The sequence below is a fragment of the Brachybacterium sp. AOP42-C2-15 genome (assembly GCF_052377065.1).
In the GTDB taxonomy this organism is placed as follows: Bacteria; Actinomycetota; Actinomycetes; order Actinomycetales; family Dermabacteraceae; genus Brachybacterium.
Map to the genome: position 1 here is coordinate 114,438 of NZ_JBQSWK010000001.1, position 25,229 is coordinate 139,666.

A 25,229-nucleotide genomic window follows, 5' to 3' on the forward strand; every position below is an offset into this window, starting at 1 on the left:
GTCGCCCGTACTCGACATGCCAGCTGGGCCACGAGGCGGATCAGGTCAGGCGAGACTGAATGCGGCGGGGCTGGGTGAGGTGGGGGCGGGTCAGGCCGGAGCCAGGCGGGGCTGAGTGCGGCGGGGGCCGGGACGCGGATCAGGCGGAGCCCGGGGCGGTTGGCTGCCAGTGCGGTTCGATCAGCTGGAACAGGCGACAGTCCGCCCAGTCACCGCCGAGCCGGAGATAGTCCTTCGCCAGGCCGTACTCGGTGAAGCCGCAGTACTCGAGCACGCGCACCGAGGCCTCGTTGCCGACCTTCACCTCGGCCTGGAGCCGGTGCAGGCCCAGGCCGCCGAAGGCCACGGCGATCGCGCTCTGCACCGCGTGGGTGGCGACGCCGCGGCCGGTGACGTCCGTGTCGACCCAGTAGCCGAGCGAGGCCGACTCGAAGGCCCCGCGGATGATGGTCGAGAGGTTGAGGCGGCCCACGATCCTCGTCGCCCCCTTGTCCTCGAGCCGGATGGTGAACGGGAGACCGCCGCCTGCCTCCCGGTCGGCCACGGCGTGGGCGATCGCCGTGCGCTGCCCGGCCTCGGTGAACCATCCCTCCGCCCGGGCCGGAGCACCGGCCATCAGCTGCTCGCGATTGCGGGTCTCGAGTTCCGCGAGCACCGGGGCGTCCTCCACGGCGAGCAGGGTCAGCGTGACCTGATGAGGGAAGACGGGCGGTCGCTGCGCGGGTGAGCGCGGGTGCGGCGCGGGGGTGGCGGACGCTGAGGCGTCCGGCGCTGAGGTGGCGGACGTTGAGCTGTCGGGCGCTGAGGTGGCGGGCGCGGAGCTGTCGGGCGCTGAGGTGGCGGGCGCGGAGCTGTCGGGCGCGGAGCTGTCGGGCATGCGCCCAGTATCCGCCTCGACAGCTGGGCCTCGCGCGCTTCCCCGCCGGCCCGGCTCAGCCCAGCTCAGACTTGCTCAGCCCAGCAGCAGGGTCTGCACGAGGGTCACTGCGGCCACGCCGCCGAGCAGCACCGAGAACAGCAGCGTGAGCGTGGAGGGGCGGGCCTTCGCCGAGAGCGGGCCACCGAGGATCCCTCCCACCGCGGAGCCGGCGGCGAAGATCAGGGTGATCGTCCAATCGATCTGGACGTCCGTGCCGAGCCTGGCCAGCAGGCTCGTCGCTGTCGCGATGATCATCACCAGCAGGCTGGTCCCGGAGGCGTGGCGCATCGCCAGGCCCAGCGCGATGACCAGCATCGGCACCACGATGAACCCGCCGCCCACGCCGAAGAAGCCGGTCAGGAAGCCGGTGAGGGTCGCGGCGGCGATCACCACCAGCGTCCGGGGCGCAGGGGCCGGGGCGGGCAGCAGTGGCAGTTCGGGCTCGCCGTGGTGGTGATGGATGCCGTCCGCGGTCTCGACGGTGTCCGGGCCGGGCTGGTCCAGCACCGGATCGTCGTGGACCGCCACCGGCTCGTCGGTCTCGCGCGCACCGTGTGAGCCATGAGCAGCGGCCTCATCACGCTCAGCACGGCGGGTGCGCAGCGCGCGCCGCAGCATCGCGATCGCGACGCCCACCAGCATCACCCCGAACAGGGTGAGCAGCACCTGTGCAGGCACCAGCGCCGACAGCCGGGAGCCGACGACCGCACCCACCACCGAGACCCCCGCGAACACCAGCCCGTTCTTCCATTCCACGTTCCCGTGCCGGGCATGGTGCGGGAGGCTGAAGAGCGCGGTGATCAGCACGATGATCAGGCTCGATGCGGTCGCGGCATGGGTCGGCATGCCCAGCAGGAAGACCAGCACCGGCACTGCGAGGATGCCGCCACCGGCACCAAGCGCCCCCACCACGATCCCCACGCCGACGCCCACGACGATGGCGAGCAGGGCGAGTTCCATGGGCGGTGTCCTTGCAGGAGACGGAGCGGCGGGCCGACGGGCCCGGACGGCGAAGCCCCCGGCGGCCAGGCAGCCGGGCCAGGCGGGCCCTCCCGGGCCCTCGGGGGTGCCTGACCATGCTAAACCGCGCGCATCTCCGGTGAGACTCCTCCGCCGCCGGTAGGATCAGAGCACCGACCACGAGGAGCCCCGATGGTCCCCCACCAGGGAGAACCACCCTCCACACCGCTGGATCCCGCCTCCGCCGCGATGGGCGAGCTGCTGGCGGAGGTCTGGCGCGAGGGCACACTGGTGCTGCCCCTGCGAGAGGACGCCTCCCCCGTGCGGCTGCCCGGGCTGCACAAGTCGGTGCTGCCGGCGTCGCTGTCGGGGCAGGCCCGGGTCACGCTCGCGGGCGTCGGCGAGCGCTTCGCCGCCTGGCGGGTCATCCCGCAGCAGAACGCACCGGTGATCGTGAGGATTCCGCACGTCACCTCCGCGGAGCTGCATCAGGATCTGGCCTATGAGATCGCGGCGCTGACCCTGCTGCCCGCTGAGGTGGGCCCGGAACCCATCGCCGTCCACGATGATCCCGCGACCAGCCCGATCGGCCATCCGTATGTGGTGACCTCCGAGATCCCGGGGATCGCCGCCTCGCCGACGACCTGGACCGGCGCGCATCTGCAGGCTCATGCCGCGCATCTCGCGCAGCTTCATGCCGTGCCCGCCCCGGGCCGCGGGCCGGTGTCGCTGGGGGCGGACCCCTGGGCGGCGGTGACCCCGGGGCCGCAGCCGCTGCTGCCCGAGGTCGAGGCGGAGTTCGAGTCCTGGCAGCAGTCCCATGGCGCAGCGATCCAGGAGCACGTGCTCGGCCCCCTGCTTGAGGCCTCGCGCGCGGAGGTCGCCGCCGTCGACGACGAGATCGCACAGCTGGACGGGTACGTGCTGGCCCACGGTGATCTCTGCTCGACGAACATCCTCTGGCACGGCAGCGACCCGGTCACCGGCGCACCACGGGTGCAGTACATCGACTTCGAGTGGGCGCAGGGCGACGATCCTGCCCGGGACCTCGCGATTCTCGGCGGCGCCGTGCACGGCGGGCCCTGGTACGTGCCGCTGGCCGAGGAGCAGGTCGACCGCTTCGTGCGGGCTTATGTGCAGGCCCGCGGCGAGCGCGGAGAGCTGCCCGCCTCAGTGTCCGATGTGGCTTCCCTGCGCCGGCGGATGCGGGCCTGGACCGCCTACGAGCGCAGCGCGATGCTGGTGCATGTCGCCTCCCGCGCCTCGACCCGCTCCATGCATGCACGGGTGCTGCCGACGCTGCGGCGCACCCTCGCGGCGACACTGGGAATCAGCGTCTGAGGAGTGGTGCGTCGGACCCGCACCGGTGACCGCTCGCGATGCCGCCACAGTGCCTCGCGACACCCCGGGTGGCGCTTTCGGTGGGGGCTCTGCGTACGGTGGGCCCATGAATGACTTCGTGAAGCATGCCGAGAGCGCCCCCAAGGGCTATGTGGCGGCCGAGGCCGCTGGACTGCGCTGGCTCGCAGAGCCCCAGGTGGTGCCGGTCGTCGAAGTGCTCGCGGAGGAGAAGAACGCCCTGCACCTGGAGCGGTTGGACTCTGTCCCGCCCACCCCCGAGGCTGCCCGCGAGCTGGGCCGCGGGCTCGCCCGCCTGCACGATGCCGGCGCGGAGGCCTTCGGCTGGGCCCCCGCCGATCCCGCCTACTTCGGCCCCCTTGAGAGCCCCTTCGCGGTCGAGACCGCACCACGCACAGATTTCGTCGAGTTCTGGGCCGAGGACCGCCTGCGCCCGCTCGCCGACTCAGTCACCCGCGTGCTCGGCGCCGACGGCCACGACACCGTCGATGAAGCCATCGATCTGATCGCCGACGGCGCCTTCGACGGCATCAGCGGGCAGGGCACCGAGGAGCCGTCCCGAGTTCACGGCGACCTGTGGTCGGGCAATCTGCTGTGGACCGCCGACGGCGCGACCCTCATCGACCCCGCTGCCCACGGCGGCCACCGGCTCGAGGACCTCGCGATGCTGTCCCTGTTCGATGCGCCGCACCTCGAGGAGATCTTCGAGGGCTACGTCGCCGAGCACCCGCTGCCCCGCGGCTGGGAGCAGGACCTCCCCGCCCACCTGTTCTTCGGGCTGCTGGCCCATGTGAAGCTGTTCGGCGAGGCGTACGTGGATCAGACCGTCGCGACGGCCGAGGCGGTCATCGCCCGAGCGGAGCAGCTGGGCTTCTGAGCTCTGGGGCACGCTGCCGGAGGTGAACGGTCCGCCCCCGGGGCTGCGGCGGTGGAGGGTCCGTGTGCGAGAGGTGCAGGTCCTGGTGGCCGGCCAGAAGGCCGGCTGTTCCTCGGATAGCTTGCGAACGTGCCCCGACCGCTCCCTCCACGCCCCGCACACGCTGTGCGCCGCACCGCTGCGTCCCACCCTGCCGCGGTCGGAATCCTCGCCACCGTGCTGATGCTCACGGGGTTCGCGGTGCTGCTCGTGATCGGGGTCTGGGCGAGCCGTCTCGGTGATTCCCCGGCCTGGGCTTTCGACTGCAACGACACCACCTGCACTGATCTGTGGATCGACGCCCGACGCCACTACCTCGCCGTCACCGCCGCGGCCGGGATCGCCTCGCTCATCGGTTGGTTCCTCGCTGGGCACCTGGTCTCTGCCCGGCCGGTGCCGGCCGAGGCCGGCTTAGCCGAGCGCTCGGCTCCTTCACCTGTTCCTTCACCTGCGCGGCCATCGCGGCGGCATCGTGCGGCGCGGTTCGGCCGCCTGGTCGGGGTGCTGCTCCTGGCCGCTGCCCTGCTCACCGCTGCCGGATGGGTCGCGATCGCCGCCTCGAGGCCGCTCGGTCTCGCAGTGGCGGGCATCGCAGCCGCCGTCGCCGTTCTCGGAGCGTGGCGATGGATGCGTCCCGGTGCCGCCTCTGATCGCGGGGCGTACTGGCTGGCGAGCATCGGCGTGGGGGCCCCGTTGGTGGCACTCGGACTGTTCGCCCTGCATCCCATGGTGTTCCTGGGGAGTGTCCTGGTGGTGGGCACTCCCCTGCTGGGGGTTCCGGCGCTGTGCACGCTGCTCGCGACCGGGATCACCGTCGCGGGCCGGCTGCTCCCCCGGCAGGCAGCTGCCGAGGTCACCGCCATGCGCTCTGCTGAGCAGAGGAGCAGCGGTGCGGAACCGTCGCCCCCCGTTCCCACCGCGCGCCGGATCAGCATGCCTCTCGCCATCACCGCGATCTTGACGCTCGGGGTGTTCGCCGCCTGGCCGGTCGACGCCCCCGCCGCAGATGCCTGGCAGTATTCCGACCCTGCCGCCGGCGTGACCCCGGGTGGGGACCCGGGATCCGAATCGCCGATGGCGAGCGGCAGCGCCGGGGACGATGGTCCTGGCAGCGGAGGCCCCGCACCGGAGAAGTCCCCGAACGCTGGGATCCCCGCCGCTCCCGCCGTGGAGGCCGCCGGCCTCCCTGCTTGCGATCCCGAGTCGCTGCAGGTCGTGGCCGGGGGCTGGGATGGGTGGACCGGCAACTCGGCGGCGACGCTCACCGCGACGAACGTCGGCGACGAGGCCTGCGCGCTGCGCGGCGTCCCGGAGCTGACCCTCGAACAGGGTGCCGAGCAGATCGACCTGCGCCCGGAACCGCTCACCCACCTCGAGGCCGCCGTGCAGCCGGAGGGTGGCGTCGGGCTCGTCCCTGGAGGCACCGCGAGCTCGGGTCTGTACTGGCCCGGCTATCGCACCGCGGCCGATCAGGAGACTCCGCAGACGCTGAGCATCCGCCTCGACTCGGGCGGGGCGCCGCTGCCCGTCGAGCTCGCCGCGTCCGACGGCAACGATCCCAGCCCCGCCCCCTTCGACCTGAAAGCCGGAGTGGAGGGCGGGGCCGTGATCGAGATCGGCGCATGGGAGCTGGCGCTGAGCTCAGCGGGCTGAGGAGCGCCGGGTCAGTGGTCGTGACCCTCGTGGTCGCCGCCCTCGTGGTGGTGGTCTTCATGGCCACCAGCGTCGCTCGCCTCGCCGCCCTCCTGCTCGTGGCCCTCGTGCTCGTCCGCTCCGGGCGAGATCTCGTACTCGCCGGACGCGGTACCGGTGGTCACCTGGATCTCGTGCGGCACCACGGGCAGCTCCAGCTCGCGGTAGATCTCGCCGCTTTTGACGTCGACCATCGTGAGCTTCTGCGCTGCGGGGTCGACGACGAAGGCGGTGCCGTCGGCCACGGCCAGCATGGGCCCGGCCTCCTGCCAGTTCTCCGGCTCGCTCCATTCGCCCGTCACGGGGACCTCGTGGAGCATCTCGCCGGTCTCGGGATCCAGGATGTTCAGCTCGCCATCGGCGGTGAGCACCAGGGCCTCGCCGTGAGGACCGCGGTCCAGGGAGCGGAACCAGTACTCCGAGCCCAGGTCCACGATCTGCTGGGTGTTGTCACTGGTGTCGATCAGGGCGATCTCGGTGGGGTGCTCGGCACCGCCCTCGGGATCGGCCTCGACCTTGTGATCGGCGAGCACGATCGACGAGTCCTCGTGACCCTTCTGGTTGCCGGAGCGCTGGAAGTCGCCGTCGATCGCGACCTTGTGGAACTCCCCGTCGCGGTAGACCACGGAGCCGTTCTCGCAGCCCAGGCTGATCACGTCGCCGGATTCCGTGGGCTTCGCAGAGGCTTCGCCGTGCACGCCGGGGCAGTCGTCGGTCTCGGCGGTGACGTTCCCGTCGGCGTCGAGCGCCTGCACCGTGTGGCGCTCGTCCTCGGTGCCCTGGGTGACGATCAGGCCCCCGTCGGAGAGCGGCACCGCGACGCCGTGGTGCGGTGCCTCGGTGCTGGTCTCCTCGAGGATCCCGAGGTCGCCGTCGACCAGCGCGGTGGGGTCGATGAGGGTGATGTCGCCGGTGCCGTCGGCGAACAGGGCGGTGCGGTCCCCGTGGGAGACCACGTGGCCGGGCATCGGCGCCGGGATGGACAGGTCGGTGAGAGCAGGATCCTGGACGTAGTAATGGAAGTGGTCGCCGTGGCCCTGGGCGAGCAGGCCGGTGTCGTACATGGTGATGGTGCCGGAGGCGCTGACGGCGACGTGGCGGCCATCCCCGGCGGGGTTCAGCCGGGCGTAGCCCGTGACGTCGGTGCTGCCGACGGTGCTGCCGTCGGAGGAGTCGATCGTGGTCACGCCGCCGTCGTGGGCGAGAACGATGCGCGGGGAGAGGGCGCCCACCTCGGTGCGATCGGTCGCCGGCGCCGCCTCTCCGCCGGCCGCGCCGCCGTCGGACGCCCCGCCGCCGGCCCCGTCCTCTCCTCCGCCGGCCATCCCGCCGCAGGCGGAGAGTGCGAGCATCCCGGCGCTGAGGAGCACGACGGCACGACGCTTCATGACAATGGTTCTCATCTGAATCATAGGCAGGACAATAGCAGTTCCTGAGAACTGTTCTCAGCAACGGCGGAGTGCCCCGGGTCACATCCGGCAGGTATTCTGTGCGGGGCGATGGGGGTCGCCTGCCAGCAGCTCGTACGACATGCTCGAGGGGAGCGCACATGGGACGACGCGATGCGACGACGGCGCCGCAGCAGGCCTGCCCGGGCGGCGATCGACGATGCCTTCGACGGGGCAGCGCGCGGCCCCTCCGCCTGGCGGCAGCGGCCGCGGCGGTCCTGATGCTGACCAGCTGCTATCTGCTGGACCCTGACCTGCTGCCCGAGGGCACGGACGAGGTGTCGATCGAGGTCGGCGAGACGGCCCAGGTGGCCCTCGGCGACTGGTCGCCGGGCGTGGGCGACGACTGGGGCGCGGTCCCCGCCGCGGAGGGCGTCTCGAGGGAGAACGGCAGGGTGGATGACGGCGTCGTCATGGCCCGCGTGCTCATGAACAGCGAGGTGTTCGGCGTGCCGGAGCGCCGGGACACCGGCGGGACCGGCGGAGAGTTCCCCTACGCCGTCGAGCTCACCGGACTCGCGCCCGGCACCTCGACCGTACGGATCGTGCACTGCTACCGCACCGAGATCGCTGAGGACTGCGACCAGGGGCCCCGCGACATCGACCCGATCGAGCTCACCGTGACGGTCACCTGACGCCTCGGCCCGCACCTCGGCAGCCGAATGCGAATGCGCGCCGCGCTTCCACGAGTGGAGGCACAGCGCGCATTCGCGTCAGGCACAGGCCAGGCCCGGGCGGTTCGGCCCGGATCAGCTCAGGGTCGGCTCAGATCACGCCGAAGGCGATCATCGCGTCGGCCACCTTGCGGAAGCCTGCGACATTGGCGCCCAGTGCGTAGTCGCCGGGGCGGCCGAACTCATCGGCGGTCTCCAGGCAGGTGGCGTGGATGCCCTTCATGATCTGGGTGAGGCGCTGCTCGGTGTGCTCGAAGCTCCACGCGTCGCGGCTCGCATTCTGCTGCATCTCCAGAGCGGAGGTGGCAACACCACCGGCGTTCGCCGCCTTGCCGGGACCGAAGGCCACATCGGCCGCACGGAACACGCTGACAGCTTCCGGCGTGGAGGGCATGTTCGCGCCCTCGGAGACGGCCAGCACGCCGTTCTTGACCAGGGTGCGGGCGGCGTCGACATCGAGCTCGTTCTGGGTGGCGCTCGGCAGAGCGATGTCCACCGGGACGTCCCAGACGCTGCCGCCGGCGACGAAGCGAGCACCGTTGCCGCGGCGCTCCGCGTACTCGGTGATGCGACCGCGCTCCACCTCCTTGACCTGCTGGAGCAGCTCGAGGTCGATGCCGTTCTCGTCGACCACATAGCCGGAGGAGTCGGAGGCGGTGACGGGGATGCCGCCGAGCTGCTTGGCCTTCTCGATCGCGTAGAGCGCGACATTGCCCGAGCCGGAGACGGAGACGCGGCGGCCGTCGAAGGAGGAGCCGCGGGCCTTGAGCATCTCGTCGGCGAAGATGGCCGCACCGTAGCCGGTGGCCTCCTTGCGCACGAGGGACCCGCCCCAGTCCAGGCCCTTGCCGGTGAGCACGCCCGCCTCGTAGCGGTTGGTCAGGCGCTTGTACTGACCGAAGAGGTAGCCGATCTCGCGCGGGCCCACGCCGATGTCGCCGGCGGGGACGTCGGTGTACTCGCCCATGTGGCGGTGCAGCTCGGTCATGAAGGACTGGCAGAAGCGCATCACCTCGCCGTCGCTGCGGCCGGCCGGATTGAAGTCGGATCCGCCCTTGCCGCCGCCGATGGGCAGGCCGGTCAGGGAGTTCTTGAAGATCTGCTCGAAGCCGAGGAACTTCACGATCCCGAGGTTCACCGACGGATGGAACCGCAGGCCACCCTTGTACGGGCCCAGCGCGGAGTTGTACTCGACGCGGAAACCGCGATTGACCTGCACAACGCCCTGGTCATCGACCCAGGGGACACGGAAGATGATCTGGCGCTCAGGCTCGCTCAGGCGCATCAGGATGCCATGATCCTGATACTCGGGGTGCCGGGACTGGACGACCTCCAGCGACTCGAACACCTCCCGGACTGCCTGGTGGAACTCGGGTTCGCCGGGGTTGCGGCGGAGCACCTGGTCAAATGTGTCCTGGAGCGTCGAGTCGAGCATCGCGGTCCTTTCAGGGGGCCCGGGGGCCCCCGATTTCACGGGGGCTCCGCGGAAGCGGAGGTCACGGCGTCGCCCAGGGTACGCGGCGTCGCCCAGAAGTCGCACTGGACGTTCGATGCGTGAACATGCAGACGACTGTCATGGCCATGCACCTGGGAAAACAGCTCCGGGAGGCTTGTCGCGCAGGTCACAGCAAAGCGTCCGGACATGGGGGCGGATACCCGGACAGCATCGCCCGGTCCCGACATATGCATCGACAGGCATAGGTACTTGCTTGGCGGGTGCTGGGTTCAGTGGCGGGAGGCGGAGCGGCCTCCACCGGCGACGAGGCGGTTGACCCCGTCGACGAAGCCCTGAGCCACCGCCTCATCCTTGGAGACGTTCTGGCGGGTCCGGAGGGAGGAACCATCACGCAGAAGGATCCGCACGTGTCCCGCCACCGTGCCGGAAGCGCAGTCGGCCCCCCGGACCTCCGCAGCCTGCACCTCGCGCAGCACCCTCCACCTCAGACCCCGACGCAGGTGGAGCACCCTTCGATCGGTGACCAGCAGCAGGGGGTCCACCCAGGTCCACCCCTCCCCCTCGAACGCGAACAGCACGATCTCTCCCGACTGCAGGAAGCGCCGCGCGAACGATGCCCAGCCGGCGGCCGGAACCGGCCGTTCGTATCCCGGCTGGAGAGCCCGGAGCAGAGATTGCAGGGATTCATCCGTGGTCATCACGCCGCAAGTCTACGACCGGCACCCCTCCCTCCGACCCCGCGAGGAGAGGTCCCATGGGGACCTCTCCCCATCGCGCAGCCGCCCCGGAGGACCTAGTGTGCGAGCTGTTCACGACACGACGGGGGTTCATGATGACCGGGTTCTTCGGGGCGGATACCGAGCAGCTGCGTTCACACGCGCAGCTGCTGAAAGAGCGAGTGGGCTCGCTCGAAGACCTGCGCGCTCGCCTCGAGCCGCTGGTGATGGACGCTTCTTCCTGGGTGGGCACCGATGCCGATGCCTTCCGGGAGCAGTGGTCCGGACGGACCGCCCCCCGGTTCGACCAGCTGGGCGACTCGCTGTCGCGGCACAGCAGAGACCTCGACACCCACGCTGAGGAGCAGGACGAGGCCTCCGAGGCGACCGACCACAGCATCCTCGATCTGCTCAAGGACACGCTGTTCGGGGTCGGGAAAGGCGTCATCGACGCAGCCAAGAACATCGTCCTGGGTGGGAAGAAGATCTGGGACGTCCTGTCGAACATGAAGAAGAACCCGGAGAAGGTTCTCGAGAAGCTTCGCGGGCTGAAGGGCAAGGCATACGATGCGTTCCTCAAGAAGCTCGGGATGTTCGACGGGCTCATGAAGAAGGCCCCCTGGCTCACGAAGTTCGGCAAGGTCGCCGGCAAGTTCCTGCCCGGCCTGGATATCCTCGCCGGTGGCTGGCAGATGATCGATTCGATCAAGAAGGGCGACACCTTCCATGCCATCACCGGCGGAATCACCGCCGTCGGCGGCATCCTCATCACCGCCGGGACGATCTGCGATATGACCGGCGTGGGCGCCGTGGTCGGCGTTCCGCTCCAGGTGATCGGCGGCGTACTGGTGGGCGGCGCGATGGCGGCGGACGGCATCAAGTGGGTGGTCGACAACTGGGATCAGGTCAAGGACTTCGGTGGCGATGTCGTCGACGGGGCGAAGGACCTGTGGAACAACACGTCTGAGGTCATCAGCGACACGTGGAACGATGGAGTGGATGCCGCCAAGGATGCCGTCTCCGACGTCGCAGACACCGTCTCCGACAAGGTCGGCGATGTCGCCGACGGCCTGAAGAACGCCTTCACCTGGTGACCACCCCTCTCGGCAGGAGCCCGCGATGACCACCCCCACCACCGATGCACTCCCCAGCTCGCCGCTCGTCGTCACTGAGCGAGACCTGGCGGGAGCACTGGCGATCCTCGAGCGCGCCGATCAGGACCCGGACATCCTGATGGTGCTCTCCGACGAGGAGCTCCTCGCCCTGGACGGGGAGGCCTCGCTGCGCATCCTCGGCAGCCCCTATCTCGACCAGGAGCAGGTGCACCGTGAGACCGCGGGCGCCACAGCGATGCGCGGGCTCATCGCACGGCGCCTGGTGAACCCGACCGACCAGGCCCGCGAGGAGGAAGGGGATCTTCTGATCGGCGAGGGTGAACCGAGTGATCGGCTGATCCAGCTTGAGCTCGGTCTCGCCGGAATCCTCACCCTGCGGCGCACCCCGGAGGCGCTGCTGACGATCGAGCGCGTCGCTTCCCAGGTACGCACCACCCTTGGCCTGCACTTCTTCCCGGGAGGGGTGCTCGAGGAGTTCGTCGCGGCCGACGGCTTCCACCATTTCTGCGTTCCCACCCTCGCCTCGCTGCCCTCCCGACTGGCAGCGTTCGTGGACCCGCACGGCAGCGCCGGTGACGACGGAGATGTTCAGGAGATGACCGTCGCTGCAGTGACGTCGCTGGAGGGCCTCGAAGACACCCGTGCCCTGTCCACGCTCACCTCGGTGAATGATCAGGGAGCACGTCGCGCGACCGTCTTCACGCTCGCCGACCGCGTGCGCGTGGTCGACAACGGCACCGAGGACCCTGCCGGCACACAGCCGGGCGATCTGCTCGCGATCAGCGATGTCTCCGCCTCCGCTCTGGAGCAGATCATCGAGTCGCTGCTGCCCGCCGGATCGGGATCCGACGAGGAGTCCACCGACTCCTGACGGAGCGAGGCATCGCGCGCACAGATCACCCCGACCGTGGCAGGCACGGCCGGGGTGATCTGTGTGCTGCGGCCCGTTCGGAACGAACCGGTCAGGAGGGCTCAGCTTCGTCGGGCGTGAAGATCTCCTCGATCGGGGACTCGAAGAGGGCGGCGAGCTTGAACGCGAGCGGAAGGGACGGGTCGTACTTGTCGTTCTCGATGGCGATCACCGTCTGCCGGGAGACGCCGAGGGCCTTGCCGAGCTCGGCCTGGGACCAGCGTCGCTCAGCGCGGCGGGCTTTGAGATCGTTGCGCATCACTGCCCCCTCTCAGCGGTAGCGGACGGAGGAGACGAAGGTGCCCACGAGCCACGAGAACATCAGGATCGCGAAGGCGAAGATCCAGTTCACCGAGGGCAGCAGGAAGTACTGCAGGAAGCCGACGGCGAGGATCAGGCCGGTGGAGATCACGAACGCGAGCATCACGGCCTCGGCGATCTTGCGACGCTCGAACTCGTCACCGCTCCGGTACATCTCGACGTTCGCCCACGCCATGAGGGCGATGGCGGGCAGCACCAGGAGCGCGGGGATCCAGGCGGGGAAGCCTGTGTCCTGGACGAGAAAGGAGAGGAAGAGGCCGGCGAGGAAAAGGACCATGCCCGCGGTGAAGCGGACGGCGAAGGCGCGGTTGGCGCGGGCACGGGCGGGGGCGGCGGGGGTGCGGGTCGTGGTGTTCATGCCCCAAATGTAAGGGGGCCTTGACATGCAAGTCAAGCTACCTTGACTCAAAATGTCAAAGCTTCTTGACTTAACAGGTCAAGCACCATTGACGCACCATGCGGGGCCCTCCGACCTGGGTGTTGCCGCGAACTCCCGCGGTCACTCACCCCAGGCGGACGTCGAGCTCCCGCTGCGCCCAGGCCGGGTCGTCCGTGGTGATCGTGTCCACGCCGCACGCCAGAGCGACGTCGAGCTGCACGGCGGTGTTGACCGTCCAGGGGTTCAGGGCCAGCCCTGCCTCGTGCACGACCTCGGCGGCGCGAAGGCTGAGCCCAGCGATGCCAGGCCCGATGCCCGCCGCGCCGAGCTCGCGCGCGGTGGTGATCGCCTGCTCGTCGATCTGGCCGACCAGATAGGAGACGGCGACGTCCGCGCCGCGGCGGATCTCCGCGAGCGCATCGGCGTGGAACGAGATCACGGTGGAGGCGGCAGCCGGGGACCCGGCAGGCAGCGCGCGCAGCAGCTCGGCGACCGCCGCCGCCGCCGCGGCGACCTTGACCTCGATGAAGACGGGGACCGTGGTCATCTCCAGCAGCTCCGCGAGGGAGGGCACACGCTCCCCCTCCCCCAGCAGCACGGTGTCCAGCTCCGCACGGGTGAGCTCGCCGATCGCACCGGTGCGCAGCGGCGAGTCCTCGGCGGCGGTGCGGTCGATGGTCTCGTCGTGCATCACCACCACCTGGCCGTCGGCGCTCAGGTGCACATCGCACTCGAGCAGCTCGGCGCCATCCTCGATCGCCCTCCGGAAGGCGAGCAGGGTGTTCTCAGGGGCATGGGCGGAGGCGCCGCGGTGGCCCACGATCGCGGGTCGCTGCGGGCGGGAAGGGACGGACTGAGCAGGCATGACACTCCTGGGAGAAGGGGATCGACAGGTCGAGCGTAGGCGGGATGAGCAGTACGGGCGGGATGAATGGGCGGAGCGGAGGTGGGCCCTCTGGACCTCCGACGTGTCCTGCGCCACACTGATTCTCTGCACTCCGATACGGGTGCAGTGCCCGTCAGATCGGGCGGGCACCAACCGGGCTGACCGCCCGGGAAGGGGATCCCGATGACCAGGAACGGACACGAGAGCACACGCACCGCATCGCACAGCGGCCCGGGGGGCCGATGGTGTACGCAGCGCACGATGCGCGGACGAGGGGGCCGCCGGATGCTCGCCCCGCTTGCGAGCATCCTTGCCGCTGCGGCACTCATCGCGGGGTGCGGGGGCACCAGCACCGAAGACCCGGCCGGGGATCCGGGCGGAGGGACGACCGACGCCGCCGAGACCTCTGAGCCCGCTGAGACTTCTGAGACTTCTGAGCCAGCCTCGGACGCCGGGGAGTCCCCGAGCGACGGAGGGGGAGAGAGCAGCGAAAGCTCCGAGACTGAGGGGCCCGACGGGGTGACGGGCGAGAACCTCTTCGAGGGGACCTGGGGCTTCGGGCACGACACGAAGGTGCTCAGCGCCGAGGAGCTCGGCGCCCTGCTCGTCACGGAGGCCGAGGCGCGCGGCCCGGAGGAGATGAGCCTCGAGGTCGAATGCGGGGACGGCGTGGACACCGCGGCCGGTGACTACGACGCCGAATGCATCGCCTACGCCGACGAAGGGGTCGAGCACCTCTGGCTGGTCACCGTCGGCCCTGCGGATGCCGGGCTGGATATCGAGGTCGAGAACGCGAGCTGATCCCGGCCGTCGCGCTCCGCGTCCGCTGCCGGATCCGCGCAGGGCCCGGACCTGCCTCTGCAGCACCCGGGCCAGCCCGATCAGACCGTGACGCGCTGCGCCATCAGCGCGAACGCCCAGGCAGGATCGTCGACAGTGATCGTGTCGCAGCCGAGCTCGAGGGCCCGCTCGAGTTCCTCATCGGCGCGGGCGGTCCACAGGTTCAGCTTCGCGCCCAGCTCTGCGGCCCGCTCGACGTCGGCCTGACGGGCATCGGCGATCCGCACTCCCACATGCGCGACCCGCAGCTGGCGGCAGGACTCCCACCACTCGACGGAGGTCGCCGTGGTGGTGCGCATCAGAGGGATCTGCGGAGCGAGCTCGGCGGTGCGGCGCAGCGGCTCCTCATGGAAGGAGAGCACGACGGCGGGGGCGCCGGCCGGGTCCTGCCAGGCGGCCTCGTCGAAGTGCTGCAGGAGGATCTTGACCACGAGATCCGCAGCAGCGGGAGCCTTGATCTCCACCAGCAGCGGCACTCGGGTGCCGTCCTCGCGCACCGCCGCATCGAGCACCTGGGAGAGGGTGGGGATGTGCTCGTCCTTGCCCACCAGCACCCGGTCCAGCTGGGAGCGGGTGAGGTCGACGACCGCGCCGGTGCGCAGCGGCGAATCCTGCTGTGCGGTGCGGTCCAGGGTCGCGTCGTGGATGACCACGTCCTGGCCGTCGGCGCTGAGGTGCACGTCGCACTCGAGCCACTGGGAGCCCTCGGCGACTCCGCGCCGGAAGGACAGGATCGTGTTCTCGGGTTCCACGGCGGCGGCGCCGCGGTGCCCGACGATCTCAGGCTGCTGGGTGGTCATGGTCTGGTTCTCCTCGATACGGGCGCGCGGCCCTTCACGTCGGGCACATAGCCCTGGTCGTCAGCGGCCCGGAGGGCCGGTGGCCGCGGCCCCGGGTGACGTGCACCCGGGGCCGCGGAGTCAAGCGGGGACAGCTGGAGCTGCAGGAACTGCAGCGACTGCGGGAACCACGGCTACTGCAGCTGCTGCAGCGACTGCGGGAAGGCTCAGTTCCAGCCCTCGAACTGCACGGCCTCGTAGTCCTCGCGGTTGTCGTCCAGGACCTCCTGGAGGGTCGGGGCGAGGGCGTCGAGGACTGTCTTCGCCTCCGCGTTGTCACCGAACACCTGACCCATGGCGGCACTGATCTCGGTGACGGCGCCGGCGTTCCAGTTGGTGTAGTCGGTGGTGCGCGCGTTCTCCAGCTGGTTCAGCGCGACGGCGTAGTTCGGGTTCTCGGCGACCAGGTCCTTGACGGCCTGAGTCTCCTGAGCGGCCTGGACGATCGGCACATAGCCGGTGCCCACGTGCCACTCGGCGGACTTCTCCGGCTGGGCGAGGAAGCGGAACAGCTCGGCGCAGGCGTCCTGACGTTCCTGCGACTCGGTGCGCACCAGCTGCAGCCCGGACCCGCCGGTGGGCACCTGCTTCTGCTCGCCCTCCTTGGACAGCATGTAGGCGGTGCCGATCTCGAAGAGACCCTCGGTGGCCTTGGTCTGGCCCGTCAGCGAGGCTGTCGAACCGCGCCAGCCAGCGGCGAGACCGGAGGCGAAGTCGGTGCCGGAGGCCTGGGCGAGGTAGCCGTAGCCGTCCTCGTGGATGAACTTGCGCATCCATTCGAGCCACTCGACGCCCTTCTCGTCATTGATGGTGACCTCGAAGTTCTCGTTGGAGTTCGCGCCGCCGAAGCCCCAGATGTCGGCCTGGCCGTGCCAGGCGTCGGGGCCGAAGGCCATCGCGGACAGCGGGCGGCCCTCGACCTCGATCTTCGCGAGCTCGGGCGCGAAGGCCGCGAGATCCTCCCAGGTCTCGGGGCCCTCCTCGGGCAGACCGGCCTCGATGTAGCGCGTCTTGTTGTAGTAGAACAGCGGGGTCGAGCGGGCGAAGGGCACCGTGAAGGTCTCTCCGGCCGCCTTGCCCTCGGCGACGTAGTTCTGGATGTAGACGTCCAGGTTCCACTCGTCATCGAAGTAGCCGTCCAGCGGTGCCAGGGCATCTGACTGGTAGAACTGCAGCCACTGCATCTCGGGGAAGCAGACGATGTCCGGCACGGTGCGGGCCTGGAGCGAGGCGGTGAACTTCTGGGTCAGATCGGCGTAGGAGCCGACGGACTCCGCGATCGCGACGATCTCGTCCTGGGACTCGTTGAACGCGGTGAACTGCGCCGAGAGCACCTCGTAGTTGTTGCCCGTGAAGGGCGCCCAGAACAGGATCGGGGTGCGGCCCTCGTACTCGGGGGGAACGGTGAGGTCCGCCTGGGTGAAGCCGTCGCGGAGGTTGCTCTCTGCGCCGTCACCGCCGCCGGACGGGGCGCCGCAGGCGGCGAGGCCGGCTGCGCCGGCACCGAGGCCCATGGCGGTCAGCAGGCCGCGGCGGGAGAGGTGGAAGGGGCTGCGAGACATACGAATCGCTCCTTGGGAGTGGTGCGGTGGGGTCACCGGGTGGGGTCAGTCAGGATCTGGCGGGGTCTGGCAGGGGCTCGTCCCGCAGGACGAGGTGCGGACCGCGTGCGGATCAGCACGCCGGCGTCCGCCCGGGCCGAGGCCCGGAGCTGGTGGGGTCCGTCCTGCGAAGCAGGAGGACCGGGGGTGAGGGCCGATCAGGAGTCGGCGCGAGGCTGCCTGAGGGCCGCCCCGCACCGTCGGCCTCACTTCAAGGCGCCCGCGGCGAGGCCGCCGATGATGCGCTTCTGGGCGAGGAAGAAGAGGATCAGCATCGGCAGGGAGACGAACACGGCGCCGGCCATGATCACGCCCCAGTTGCTGTAGCCCTCCTGGCTGCGCAGGAAGAGCAGGCCGATGGGTAGGGTGCGCATGTCCGCGGTGGAGGTGACGATCAGCGGCCAGACGTACTCGTTCCACTTGCCGACCATCACGATCAGCGTGGCGGTGAGGATCATCGGCGTGGACAGCGGCACCACGATCGTGAGCATCCGGCGGAGGTGCCCCGCGCCGTCGATCTCCGCGGCCTGCAGGATGTCCTTGTCGATGGTGCGCATGTACTGGAACAGCAGGAACATCGCGAAGGCGCTGGCGATGCCCGGCAGGATCAGGCCGGCGTAGGTGTTCAGCCAGCCCAGGTTCGCCACGGTGATGTAGTTGACGATCAGGGTGACGTGACCCGGCAGCATCAGCGAGCCGATGATCAGCACGAACGCGATCTTCTTGAACTTGAAGTCGACGAACACGAAGGCATAGGCGCACAGGATCGCAAGCGTGATCTCCAGGAAGGTGCCCACCCCGGTGGTGATGATCGAGTTGAGGAAGAAGCGGTCGAAGGGGGCGCTGTTCCAGGCCTCGGCGAAGTTCGAGAAGGTCAGCTCACGCGGGATCCAGGTCAGCGGCCAGGTGTAGATGTCCTGGTGCGGCTTCATCGCGGAGGAGAACAGCCAGTACAACGGGACGAAGAAGACGGCGATGGTGGCGAGGACGCCGGCGAACAGCAGGCCGGTCTTCCATGCCGGACGGCGGGGTCCGCGGTCCCGTCCCTTGTTGCGGGGAGCGGGGCCAGCAGCATCGGCGATCTGGTTCTTGTCGACGGTCAGAGTGCTCATGAGTCGTAGTTCACCTTCTTGTCGCCGTAGCGGACCTGCACGTACGTGATGATCAGCAGCAGCACCAGCAGCACGGTGGCTGCGGCCGAGGCGTTGCCGATGTCGAACTTCTGGAAGGCTTCCTCGTAGACCATCCAGCTCAGGGTGCTGGAGGAGGTTCCCGGGCCGCCGCTGGTCATGATCGAGATGATGTCGAAGGCCTGGGCGGCGGAGATGATGCCGGTGATCGAGAGGAAGAACGTGATCGGGCTCAGCAGCGGCAGGGTGAGGTGACGGAACAGCTTCCAGCCGTGCGCCCCGTCGAGTGCTGCGGCCTCGTAGAGGTCCTTGGGCAGGTCGAGGATCGCGGTGTAGCAGATGACGGTGACGAAGCCGAGCCGCTGCCAGGTGTAGGCGATGGTGATCGCCCACAGCGACCAGTCCGAGGTGGTGGTCCAGGCCGGGGAGTCGGCGCCGAACAGGGAGAACGCCCAGCGGGAGAGGCCGTAGTTCGGATCGAACATGAACAGCCACAGGATGCCCACCGCCGCGCCGGGCAGCATGTGCGGGGCGAAGGCCATGGTCTGCGCGAACCCGGTCAGCGGCAGCTTCGTGGCCAGCAGGCTGCCCAGCAGCAGGCCCAGCACGAGCGAGCCGATCACGCTCACGCCGGTGAAGATCGCCGTGTTCTTCATGATCTGCCCGAAGCTCGGGTCGGTGAACAGGTTGGTGTAGTTCTCCACCCCCACCCACTCGGGGGTCGGGGCCACGAAGTCCCACTCGAAGAAGCTCAGCCCGATGTTGTAGAGCGCCGGGTAGTAGGAGAAGACGATGATCGCGATGAGGTTCGGGGCGATCAGGGCGCTGAAGAGGAGGGCGTCCCGGCGCACCCGGCGTCGACGCTGGGGTGAACGCCGGCGCTCCTCGCTGCGCGTCAGCGGGGCGTGGCCGGCCGGCGAGGAGGGGTCCACGGGCGCTCCCTTCTTGTCAGCCCCGGCCGGGGCTTGCTGGCCCGGGCGAGGTGAACGGACGATGGTTGTCATGGGAGCGCTCCCAACTTCCTGATCGAAGGGCGGCCCGGGGGCCGATGCAATGCGGGTGGCAGTCTCGGCGGTGCTCCGCAGAGCGGCGCGTCCGACGGTCGGACCGAGTGGTCCGGGCTGCCCTCCGCAAGGGGAACAAGGACGGCAGGTCGAGACGGGACGGGCGGCTGGCTGCCGCTCCGGCGCCATCGACAGCCCTCACCGTAGGGACCCTCCACGGATCCCGCCAGAAGGCATCAGTGCAGGTGAATCGCGCATGAACAGAAACTGTCACCGCAGGTGGGAGCGCTCCCACTCCCCTCTCGGAGCACCCTCCGGACCCCTTTGGCGCGATTCGTGATGCGGGGTCCATCCACTGTTCATCTCGGCGTCCTCGAGTGTTCCTCAGCGGCCGGTTCTCGCCAGGTGCCCGCGAACTCGGACTTCACTCGGCCGTCACCCATGCGACCTGGCGGGCGTCACCCACTGGACTATCGTGCGCCCAGGCCGCCCCTCCGGATTGCGCGGTGGGATCGTCCGGCCGACCCGGCTCGCGGTGCCCGCACGCCCGGCCGTCAGCCACCAGCCACCAGCCACCAGCCACCAGCCACCAGCCACCAGAAGCCTGCAAGGAAGGGAGCACCGCAGATGCCTCGACCACCCACGATGGAGGACGTCGCGCGCACTGCCGGGGTCTCCCGCTCCACGGTCTCTCGTGTCTTCCAGAATGGCGGGGAGCGGGTCTCCCCCGATGCGATGATCCAGGTGCACGAGGCAGCCCGACGGCTGGGCTATGTGCACAATCTGGTGGCCAGCGGCCTGGCGATGCGTCACGGCCGGCAGCTCGGGCTGCTCATCCGCGACGCCACCAACCCTGCCTACGGCCACCTCCATGCGGAGATGAATCGCGCTGTCGAAGCCGTCGGCCGCACCCTGATCTCGGTGACGGCGTTCCGGCACGACTACGGCACGGCGGAGGTCGAGGGCCTGAACCGGCTGATCGGTCAGCGCGTAGCCGGGGTCTTCGTCGGCACTGGCGTGACCGCTGCGGAGGATCTCGTCGAGACCGTCACCGCGACGCCGATGATGATCCTCGGCCGCCCCAACACCCATCCGCAGATCAACTCGGTCAGCTACGACGAGGAGGCGCATGGCCGGCTGATGGCGGAGCAGATCGCCGCTCAGGGTCATCGCCGGATCGCCGTGCTCACTGCGCCGCTCCTCTATTCGAGGGTGTTCGACCTGCGCATGCGCAGCCTGGTCCAGCGCTGCGAGGAGCTGGGCATCATCAGCGTCCCCGTGGAGCTGCTGCCGGTGGAGCAGGGAGTGGGCCGCGCCCTGGACGCGGCCCGGGAGGAAGCGCTGAGCTGCATCGTCTGCCCCGTGGACTACGTCGCCCTGGAGCTGCTGCGCGCCGCTGCGGCGCGGGGGGTGCGGATCCCCGAGGAGATCAGCACCGTGGGGTTCGATGGGCTCGGGGACGGGCTCGACCTGCTCGGGCTGGCCACCGTGCGTCTGCCGGTGGAGGAGCTCGCTCGGCAGGCCGTCGCTCTGATGGAGGAGCTGCTGGTGCGGGCACAGGACGATGCGGAGGGTCCGCCGCCCGCTCCCCATGGGGCGGGTGATCGCGACGCGGCCGGCGAGGGCGAGGGCGAGCAGCTGCTCCTCACACGGCACTCACCCCGGCACGCCGTCGTGGCCGGGAGTTTCGTTCCCGGGCGCACCCTGTCGGCGGCTCCCGGGCACCTGCGCGGCTGACCGTCGCCGAGCGGCTCGGCGCCCTGCACGATCACGCCGCCATGGCCCCTCTCCGCCGTCCAGACCTCTCACCACACTTCATCTGTGCGGGTCAGGCTAGCCTTTCCATGCGTGACAAGAGGGTCCGAGAGGACTACTGTCGGTGTCATGAAGATGAGCAATGACCTTGAGAAGAAGTTCCAGGACCAGATCACCCTCGAGTTCGCGGCATCGATCACCTACCGCCAGCTCGCCATCGAGGCGGATGAGCAGGACCTCCCCGGCATCGCCGCCTGGCTGCGCCACCAGGCGGACGAGGAGATCGTCCATGCGAACAAGTTCATCCAGCACGTCTCGGACCGCGACAACCACGCTGCGATCGGCACCATCGAAGCCCCCGGCGTGAAGCCCGGCCTCTCCGTGCTCGAGATCTTCGGGGCCGCGCTCGCCCACGAGCAGAAGGTCTCCGAGTCGATCCGCGAGCTGTACCGCAGCGCGGACAAGGAGGGCGACTACGACTCCCGCCCGCTGCTGAACTGGTTCGTGGATGAGCAGATCGAGGAGGAGGCGACGGTCTCCGAGATCATCGGCCGCCTGAAGCTGATCGGCGACGACGGCTCCGGCCTGCTGCGCCTGGATTCCGAGCTGGGCGCCCGCCCCACGGAGACCACCGAGGCCGACGCCGGCTGAGCACGGACGCCTGAGCGCAGGCACCTGAGCTCCCCGGGGCGCCCTGAGCAGATCTGCTCAGGGCGCTCCTGTCGTGAGCAGCGGGTCGCGCCGCAGCATCATCACCAGGGAGACGGCGAGCGCGAGGATGACGATGATGAACGGGGCGGCCGAGAGCATCACGGCGGTCTGCAGCGCCTGCAGGCCCCCGGCGTAGAGCAGCACGGCAGCGGTCGCGCCGGTCAGCAGGCCCCACATGAGCATCACGGGGCGGCCCGGATCCATGCGACCGTCCGAGGAGATGACCCCGAGCACGTAGGTGTTCGAGTCCGCGCCGGTGATGAAGTAGAGCACCACCAGGATCACGGCGATCACGGAGGTGATCCCGGTCAGCGGCAGCTCTTCGAGCAGACCGAAGAAGGCGGTGTTGACGTTCTCCGCGGCGGCCGCACCGATGCCGGTGCCGCGCTCGAGGTCCATGAACATCGCCGAGCCGCCGAACACCGTGAACCAGACGGAGAACACCAGGCTCGGCACGCCGAGGACGACCAGCACGAACTGCCGGATCGTGCGGCCCCGGGAGATGCGCGCCAGGAAGACGCCGACGAAGGCGCCCCAGGAGATCCACCAGGCCATCATGAAGAAGGTCCACCCCTGCATCCACTCGAGGTCCGCGCCATCCAGGGGCAGTAGCAGGCTGATCTCGACGAAGTCGCCGACGTATCCGCCGGCGGAGCGCAGGAACAGCGAGATCAGCCAGCTCGTGGGGCCGGTGACCAGCACGAAGAGCAGCAGGGCCGCAGCGATCACCATCGTGGCCTGGCTCAGGTAGCGGATCCCGCGACCGATGCCGCTCATGGCTGAGGCGGTGAACAGCACGGTGACCAGTGCGATCACGATGATCTGCACTCCGGTGGAGGTGAGGTCCACCCCGGTGATGTGGCTCAGCCCCTGGCTGATCTGCGCCGCACCGAGGCCGAGGGAGGTGGTGGTGCCGAACAGCGTGGACAGGACCACCAGCACGTCGACGGCCTTGCCGATCGCTCCGTCGGCATGGCGACCGATCAGCGGGCGCAGGATGGGCGAGACCATCCCCTTGTTGCCGAGCCGGTGGGTGGAGTATCCGATGGCGAGTCCGAAGATCGCGAAGACGGCCCAGGCCTGCAGTCCCCAGTCCAGGAAGGTGAAGCGCATGGCGTCCACGACCGCCTCCCGGCTACCGGGCTCGGCGAGGCCGTGCGGAGGCTGGACCAGGTGGGAGACGGGCTCGGCGACGCCGTAGGTGATCATCCCGATCCCCATCACGGCGCCCAGCAGCATCGCGATCCAGGCCACGGTCGGGTATTCGGGCCGGGAGTCGTCGGGCCCCAGGCGGATGCGCCCGAAGCGGGACAGGGCGATCACGAGCAGCAGGCCGATGAGACCCAGCGGGATCACCAGCAGGGACCATCCGCTGGTGGCGGTCACCCAGCGCATCGCCGAGCCCGCGGCGGCATTCATCTGCGCAGGAAAGAGGGAGGCCGCCGCGAGGAGTACGACGATCAGCGTCACCGACACCCAGAAGACGCTGTTCAGTCGGCGACCCGGCAGGTGCGGCCCGGCGTCGAAGCGTTCCAGCTCACGGCGCGCGCGGCGGGCTGCGGACGGGGCGGAGGCGCGAGGAGGGCGCGGGTCGGGAGAGGGGTCCAGCGGCATGGCGCGGTCCGTTCGTCGAGGAGGAAGGGGCGGCGTGAGCCACGGAGGTGCGTACGGCCGGCATGGCCTTGTCCCCGGGCCGGCAGGCGCAGAGAACGGGGACGGCAGGGTGCGAGACCCGTGCGCGCAGAGCGGTTCACGGTACGCGCCCAGGGCGCCGAACTCCTCGGTGAGGGCGAGAGGTGGGGCGCAGATCTCGTACGCGGCGTGCATCCGGGCCCCGCTTCGCCCTCCCGAGGCACCTCGCGCAGGGCCGCCCGGTACCCCTGGCATGGCGTCCGCACTCCAGCCTTTCGCGCTAGTCAAACGTTCAACCATCTAGTACGGTGGGGCCATGCGTGCCTTCGGATTCCTCAGCTTCGGCCACTACGGCGGCAGCCCCGCCCAGGGCGGCCTCACCGCCCGTCAGATGCTCCACGACGCGATCGACATCTCCGTCGGCGCGGACGAGCTGGGCGTGAACGGCGCGTATTTCCGCGTCCACCATTACGCCAAGCAGTCCGCTGCGCCGATGCCGCTGCTCGCGGCGGTCGCCGCGCGGACCCAGCGGATCGAGGTGGGCACCGGCGTGATCGACATGCGCTACGAGAACCCGCTCTACCTCGCCGAAGAGGCCGCTGCCCTCGATCTGATCGCCGACGGCCGGGTGGCGCTCGGCATCTCCCGCGGCGCCCCCGAGGCGGCGGACCGCGGCTGGGAGTCCTTCGGCTACACCGGCTCCACGGACCCGCGCGGAGCCGATATCGCGATGTCGAAGTTCGACGTCTTCCTGCAGGCCATCCAGGGGCATCCGATGACCCGGGCGGCCGCGCAGCCGTATATGTCGGACGCCGCACCGCATGCCCCGTTGCGCATCGAGCCGCAGTCCCCGGACCTCTTCCAGCACATCTGGTGGGGTGCGGGATCCCGTGGCACCGCCGAGCGCACCGGCACCCAGGGCCTGAACCTCATGAGCTCGACCCTCCTCACCGAGGCCACGGGCGCCTCCTTCGGCGATCTCCAGGCCGAGCAGATCGACGTCTACCGGGAGGCTTTCAAGGAGGCCGGGCATGCGCACACCCCGCGAGTGTCCGTCTCCCGCAGCGTCTTCCCGATCGTCACCGAGCAGGATCGGCAGCTGTTCGGCATGCGGCCGGGCGAGAACTCCGACCAGATCGGCATCATCGACGGCACCCGCTCGACTTTCGGGCGCTCCTACACCGGCGAGCCGGATCAGCTCATCGAGCAGCTGAAGGCGGACGCGGCGGTGCAGTCCGCGGACACCCTCCTGCTCACCATCCCCTCGCAGGCCGGGGTCGAGCTGAACCTCCACATCCTCGAGAGCTTCGCGACGCATGTCGCTCCGGCTCTCGGCTGGAAGTCCAACACGGAGGGACCCGTCGTCGGCGACGCGGTGTAAGGCGTCTCCGCGATCCCGGTTCCGGGACCCTGCTTCTACTCGGCGCCGCCGGAGACAGCCGCCGCGACGACGGCCCCCGTACCGCTCACGAGCACGGCACTGAAACGGACCGCGTCACCGCGCTCGGCCAACGGAATCTCCGTCTCGCCTCCGTCGCAGAGGATGTCGACGGACCCGCTGACAACCGATCCCTCCTCCGAGGTGACGCTGTATTCGAGCTGAGCCGTGCCGTCGCCGAAGCAGGTGGCCACGGCGCCGTCGATGCTCACCTCGGACGGAAAGTTCAGGGTGATCCCGCCGTCATCCGCCGGCGGCGGGTCCTGCGCTGTCAGACGCTGCGTTGCCGCGCCGAGCGAGCCGTCCTCCGCTGTCGCCGCGTTGACGAACCCGTCCGCGTCGTCCTGCATGCTCTGCCAGTCGGTCTCTGCTGTCGATGCGCAGGAGAACAGCCCTGTCGCGAGCACGGCGATCAGGACGACAGAGCGAAGGCTTTGGTGCATGAGGCTCACTGTAGTGAGAAGCCTCAGAACTCCGCCCGCCACAGGGAAGCCTGCCGGGTCCAGGGCGCAGAGCCGGGCTGACCAG

Annotated in this window: 24 protein-coding genes; 10 read left to right on the forward strand and 14 right to left on the reverse strand. The window is 69.7% G+C overall.

What is annotated here, in order from left to right:
- Positions 1-139: 139 nt before the first annotated feature.
- Complete coding sequence (locus tag ACT3SQ_RS00525) at positions 140-877, reverse strand: GNAT family N-acetyltransferase (protein WP_442332049.1); 738 nt, start codon at positions 875-877, stop codon at positions 140-142.
- A gap of 75 nt (positions 878-952) precedes the next feature.
- Entirely contained in the window at positions 953-1,879 is a 927-nt protein-coding gene (locus ACT3SQ_RS00530) for a sulfite exporter TauE/SafE family protein (RefSeq protein ID WP_442332048.1), read from the reverse strand.
- A 192-nt stretch (positions 1,880-2,071) separates the two neighbouring features.
- Here ACT3SQ_RS00530 and ACT3SQ_RS00535 point away from each other — a divergent pair, with 192 nt between their 5' ends.
- From ACT3SQ_RS00535 to ACT3SQ_RS00545, 3 genes are all read left to right on the forward strand, one after another.
- Complete coding sequence (locus tag ACT3SQ_RS00535; RefSeq protein ID WP_441446168.1) at positions 2,072-3,220, forward strand: phosphotransferase family protein; 1,149 nt, start codon at positions 2,072-2,074, stop codon at positions 3,218-3,220.
- Between the two features lie 106 nt (positions 3,221-3,326).
- The gene (locus tag ACT3SQ_RS00540; protein WP_441446169.1) at positions 3,327-4,115 is read left to right on the forward strand and encodes a fructosamine kinase family protein; all 789 of its coding nucleotides are present in this window, start codon (positions 3,327-3,329) and stop codon (positions 4,113-4,115) included.
- Between the two features lie 129 nt (positions 4,116-4,244).
- Entirely contained in the window at positions 4,245-5,807 is a 1,563-nt protein-coding gene (locus ACT3SQ_RS00545) for a DUF4232 domain-containing protein (protein ID WP_444600754.1), read from the forward strand.
- Between the two features lie 11 nt (positions 5,808-5,818).
- Here ACT3SQ_RS00545 and ACT3SQ_RS00550 read toward each other — a convergent pair whose 3' ends face one another.
- Positions 5,819-7,249 (reverse strand): hypothetical protein, encoded by a 1,431-nt coding sequence (locus ACT3SQ_RS00550; RefSeq protein ID WP_442332046.1) that lies wholly within the window; start codon positions 7,247-7,249, stop codon positions 5,819-5,821.
- A gap of 146 nt (positions 7,250-7,395) precedes the next feature.
- Here ACT3SQ_RS00550 and ACT3SQ_RS00555 point away from each other — a divergent pair, with 146 nt between their 5' ends.
- Positions 7,396-7,929 (forward strand): hypothetical protein, encoded by a 534-nt coding sequence (locus tag ACT3SQ_RS00555; RefSeq protein ID WP_441446172.1) that lies wholly within the window; start codon positions 7,396-7,398, stop codon positions 7,927-7,929.
- Between the two features lie 130 nt (positions 7,930-8,059).
- Here ACT3SQ_RS00555 and gdhA read toward each other — a convergent pair whose 3' ends face one another.
- On the reverse strand, positions 8,060-9,403 hold the full coding sequence (gene gdhA, locus ACT3SQ_RS00560; RefSeq protein ID WP_441446173.1) for an NADP-specific glutamate dehydrogenase: 1,344 nt from the start codon (positions 9,401-9,403) through the stop codon (positions 8,060-8,062).
- Positions 9,404-9,693: 290 nt separating this feature from the next.
- Positions 9,694-10,125: a hypothetical protein gene (locus ACT3SQ_RS00565; protein ID WP_345075767.1), complete on the reverse strand. Its 432-nt coding sequence runs from the start codon at positions 10,123-10,125 to the stop codon at positions 9,694-9,696.
- Positions 10,126-10,178: 53 nt separating this feature from the next.
- Here ACT3SQ_RS00565 and ACT3SQ_RS00570 point away from each other — a divergent pair, with 53 nt between their 5' ends.
- Both ACT3SQ_RS00570 and ACT3SQ_RS00575 read left to right on the forward strand, forming a co-directional pair.
- Positions 10,179-11,234, forward strand: coding sequence for a WXG100 family type VII secretion target (locus ACT3SQ_RS00570; RefSeq protein ID WP_345075768.1), 1,056 nt, complete (start codon positions 10,179-10,181; stop codon positions 11,232-11,234).
- 25 nt (positions 11,235-11,259) lie between these two features.
- A complete protein-coding gene (locus tag ACT3SQ_RS00575) occupies positions 11,260-12,126 on the forward strand; it encodes a hypothetical protein (protein WP_441444500.1) in 867 nt (288 codons plus the stop codon).
- Between the two features lie 91 nt (positions 12,127-12,217).
- Here ACT3SQ_RS00575 and ACT3SQ_RS00580 read toward each other — a convergent pair whose 3' ends face one another.
- The 3 genes from ACT3SQ_RS00580 to ACT3SQ_RS00590 form a co-directional block, all read right to left on the reverse strand.
- Positions 12,218-12,424: a helix-turn-helix transcriptional regulator gene (locus ACT3SQ_RS00580; RefSeq protein ID WP_345075771.1), complete on the reverse strand. Its 207-nt coding sequence runs from the start codon at positions 12,422-12,424 to the stop codon at positions 12,218-12,220.
- 12 nt (positions 12,425-12,436) lie between these two features.
- The gene (locus tag ACT3SQ_RS00585) at positions 12,437-12,844 is read right to left on the reverse strand and encodes a hypothetical protein (protein ID WP_345075772.1); all 408 of its coding nucleotides are present in this window, start codon (positions 12,842-12,844) and stop codon (positions 12,437-12,439) included.
- A 145-nt stretch (positions 12,845-12,989) separates the two neighbouring features.
- Positions 12,990-13,730: a glycerophosphodiester phosphodiesterase gene (locus tag ACT3SQ_RS00590; RefSeq protein WP_441444499.1), complete on the reverse strand. Its 741-nt coding sequence runs from the start codon at positions 13,728-13,730 to the stop codon at positions 12,990-12,992.
- Between the two features lie 282 nt (positions 13,731-14,012).
- Between ACT3SQ_RS00590 and ACT3SQ_RS00595 the strand changes: the two genes are divergently transcribed.
- Positions 14,013-14,552 (forward strand): hypothetical protein, encoded by a 540-nt coding sequence (locus tag ACT3SQ_RS00595; RefSeq protein WP_444600755.1) that lies wholly within the window; start codon positions 14,013-14,015, stop codon positions 14,550-14,552.
- Between the two features lie 80 nt (positions 14,553-14,632).
- Here ACT3SQ_RS00595 and ACT3SQ_RS00600 read toward each other — a convergent pair whose 3' ends face one another.
- From ACT3SQ_RS00600 to ACT3SQ_RS00615, 4 genes are all read right to left on the reverse strand, one after another.
- Entirely contained in the window at positions 14,633-15,391 is a 759-nt protein-coding gene (locus ACT3SQ_RS00600) for a glycerophosphodiester phosphodiesterase (RefSeq protein ID WP_345075775.1), read from the reverse strand.
- A gap of 206 nt (positions 15,392-15,597) precedes the next feature.
- Complete coding sequence (locus tag ACT3SQ_RS00605; RefSeq protein ID WP_345075776.1) at positions 15,598-16,992, reverse strand: ABC transporter substrate-binding protein; 1,395 nt, start codon at positions 16,990-16,992, stop codon at positions 15,598-15,600.
- Positions 16,993-17,237: 245 nt separating this feature from the next.
- Entirely contained in the window at positions 17,238-18,143 is a 906-nt protein-coding gene (locus ACT3SQ_RS00610) for a carbohydrate ABC transporter permease (protein WP_444600756.1), read from the reverse strand.
- Entirely contained in the window at positions 18,140-19,165 is a 1,026-nt protein-coding gene (locus tag ACT3SQ_RS00615; RefSeq protein ID WP_444600757.1) for a carbohydrate ABC transporter permease, read from the reverse strand. The genes ACT3SQ_RS00610 and ACT3SQ_RS00615 overlap by 4 nt, the downstream gene beginning before the upstream one ends.
- 627 nt (positions 19,166-19,792) lie before the next feature.
- Here ACT3SQ_RS00615 and ACT3SQ_RS00620 point away from each other — a divergent pair.
- Positions 19,793-20,902, forward strand: coding sequence for a LacI family DNA-binding transcriptional regulator (locus tag ACT3SQ_RS00620; RefSeq protein WP_444502830.1), 1,110 nt, complete (start codon positions 19,793-19,795; stop codon positions 20,900-20,902).
- Between the two features lie 147 nt (positions 20,903-21,049).
- Positions 21,050-21,571 carry a ferritin gene (locus tag ACT3SQ_RS00625; protein ID WP_345075780.1) on the forward strand — a complete coding sequence of 174 codons (522 nt, stop codon included), beginning with the start codon at positions 21,050-21,052 and terminating at the stop codon, positions 21,569-21,571.
- Between the two features lie 57 nt (positions 21,572-21,628).
- On the opposite strand, the gene ACT3SQ_RS00630 is transcribed toward ACT3SQ_RS00625, so the two are convergent.
- A complete protein-coding gene (locus ACT3SQ_RS00630) occupies positions 21,629-23,245 on the reverse strand; it encodes a BCCT family transporter (protein WP_345075781.1) in 1,617 nt (538 codons plus the stop codon).
- A gap of 334 nt (positions 23,246-23,579) precedes the next feature.
- Between ACT3SQ_RS00630 and ACT3SQ_RS00635 the strand changes: the two genes are divergently transcribed.
- Positions 23,580-24,644 (forward strand): LLM class flavin-dependent oxidoreductase, encoded by a 1,065-nt coding sequence (locus tag ACT3SQ_RS00635; RefSeq protein ID WP_345075782.1) that lies wholly within the window; start codon positions 23,580-23,582, stop codon positions 24,642-24,644.
- Between the two features lie 35 nt (positions 24,645-24,679).
- Here the strand turns inward: ACT3SQ_RS00635 and ACT3SQ_RS00640 are convergent, their stop codons facing one another.
- On the reverse strand, positions 24,680-25,144 hold the full coding sequence (locus ACT3SQ_RS00640) for a hypothetical protein (RefSeq protein ID WP_441444492.1): 465 nt from the start codon (positions 25,142-25,144) through the stop codon (positions 24,680-24,682).
- Positions 25,145-25,229 lie beyond the last annotated feature (85 nt).

Bases quoted from the DNA above. Each gene is read 5' to 3' on its own strand.
- ACT3SQ_RS00580 (WP_345075771.1), bottom strand. From the start codon at position 12,424: ATGCGCAACGATCTCAAAGCCCGCCGCGCTGAGCGACGCTGGTCCCAG.
- ACT3SQ_RS00630 (WP_345075781.1), bottom strand. From the start codon at position 23,245: ATGCCGCTGGACCCCTCTCCCGACCCGCGCCCTCCTCGCGCCTCCGCC.
- ACT3SQ_RS00570 (WP_345075768.1), top strand. From the start codon at position 10,179: ATGGGGACCTCTCCCCATCGCGCAGCCGCCCCGGAGGACCTAGTGTGC.
- ACT3SQ_RS00575 (WP_441444500.1), top strand. From the start codon at position 11,260: ATGACCACCCCCACCACCGATGCACTCCCCAGCTCGCCGCTCGTCGTC.
- ACT3SQ_RS00555 (WP_441446172.1), top strand. From the start codon at position 7,396: ATGGGACGACGCGATGCGACGACGGCGCCGCAGCAGGCCTGCCCGGGC.
- ACT3SQ_RS00640 (WP_441444492.1), bottom strand. From the start codon at position 25,144: ATGCACCAAAGCCTTCGCTCTGTCGTCCTGATCGCCGTGCTCGCGACA.
- ACT3SQ_RS00620 (WP_444502830.1), top strand. From the start codon at position 19,793: ATGCCTCGACCACCCACGATGGAGGACGTCGCGCGCACTGCCGGGGTC.
- ACT3SQ_RS00530 (WP_442332048.1), bottom strand. From the start codon at position 1,879: ATGGAACTCGCCCTGCTCGCCATCGTCGTGGGCGTCGGCGTGGGGATC.
- ACT3SQ_RS00635 (WP_345075782.1), top strand. From the start codon at position 23,580: ATGCGTGCCTTCGGATTCCTCAGCTTCGGCCACTACGGCGGCAGCCCC.
- ACT3SQ_RS00535 (WP_441446168.1), top strand. From the start codon at position 2,072: ATGGTCCCCCACCAGGGAGAACCACCCTCCACACCGCTGGATCCCGCC.
- ACT3SQ_RS00615 (WP_444600757.1), bottom strand. From the start codon at position 19,165: ATGACAACCATCGTCCGTTCACCTCGCCCGGGCCAGCAAGCCCCGGCC.
- ACT3SQ_RS00585 (WP_345075772.1), bottom strand. From the start codon at position 12,844: ATGAACACCACGACCCGCACCCCCGCCGCCCCCGCCCGTGCCCGCGCC.
- ACT3SQ_RS00540 (WP_441446169.1), top strand. From the start codon at position 3,327: ATGAATGACTTCGTGAAGCATGCCGAGAGCGCCCCCAAGGGCTATGTG.
- ACT3SQ_RS00625 (WP_345075780.1), top strand. From the start codon at position 21,050: ATGAAGATGAGCAATGACCTTGAGAAGAAGTTCCAGGACCAGATCACC.
- ACT3SQ_RS00605 (WP_345075776.1), bottom strand. From the start codon at position 16,992: ATGTCTCGCAGCCCCTTCCACCTCTCCCGCCGCGGCCTGCTGACCGCC.
- ACT3SQ_RS00595 (WP_444600755.1), top strand. From the start codon at position 14,013: ATGCGCGGACGAGGGGGCCGCCGGATGCTCGCCCCGCTTGCGAGCATC.
- ACT3SQ_RS00525 (WP_442332049.1), bottom strand. From the start codon at position 877: ATGCCCGACAGCTCCGCGCCCGACAGCTCCGCGCCCGCCACCTCAGCG.
- ACT3SQ_RS00600 (WP_345075775.1), bottom strand. From the start codon at position 15,391: ATGACCACCCAGCAGCCTGAGATCGTCGGGCACCGCGGCGCCGCCGCC.
- ACT3SQ_RS00550 (WP_442332046.1), bottom strand. From the start codon at position 7,249: ATGAGAACCATTGTCATGAAGCGTCGTGCCGTCGTGCTCCTCAGCGCC.
- gdhA (WP_441446173.1), bottom strand. From the start codon at position 9,403: ATGCTCGACTCGACGCTCCAGGACACATTTGACCAGGTGCTCCGCCGC.
- ACT3SQ_RS00610 (WP_444600756.1), bottom strand. From the start codon at position 18,143: ATGAGCACTCTGACCGTCGACAAGAACCAGATCGCCGATGCTGCTGGC.
- ACT3SQ_RS00590 (WP_441444499.1), bottom strand. From the start codon at position 13,730: ATGCCTGCTCAGTCCGTCCCTTCCCGCCCGCAGCGACCCGCGATCGTG.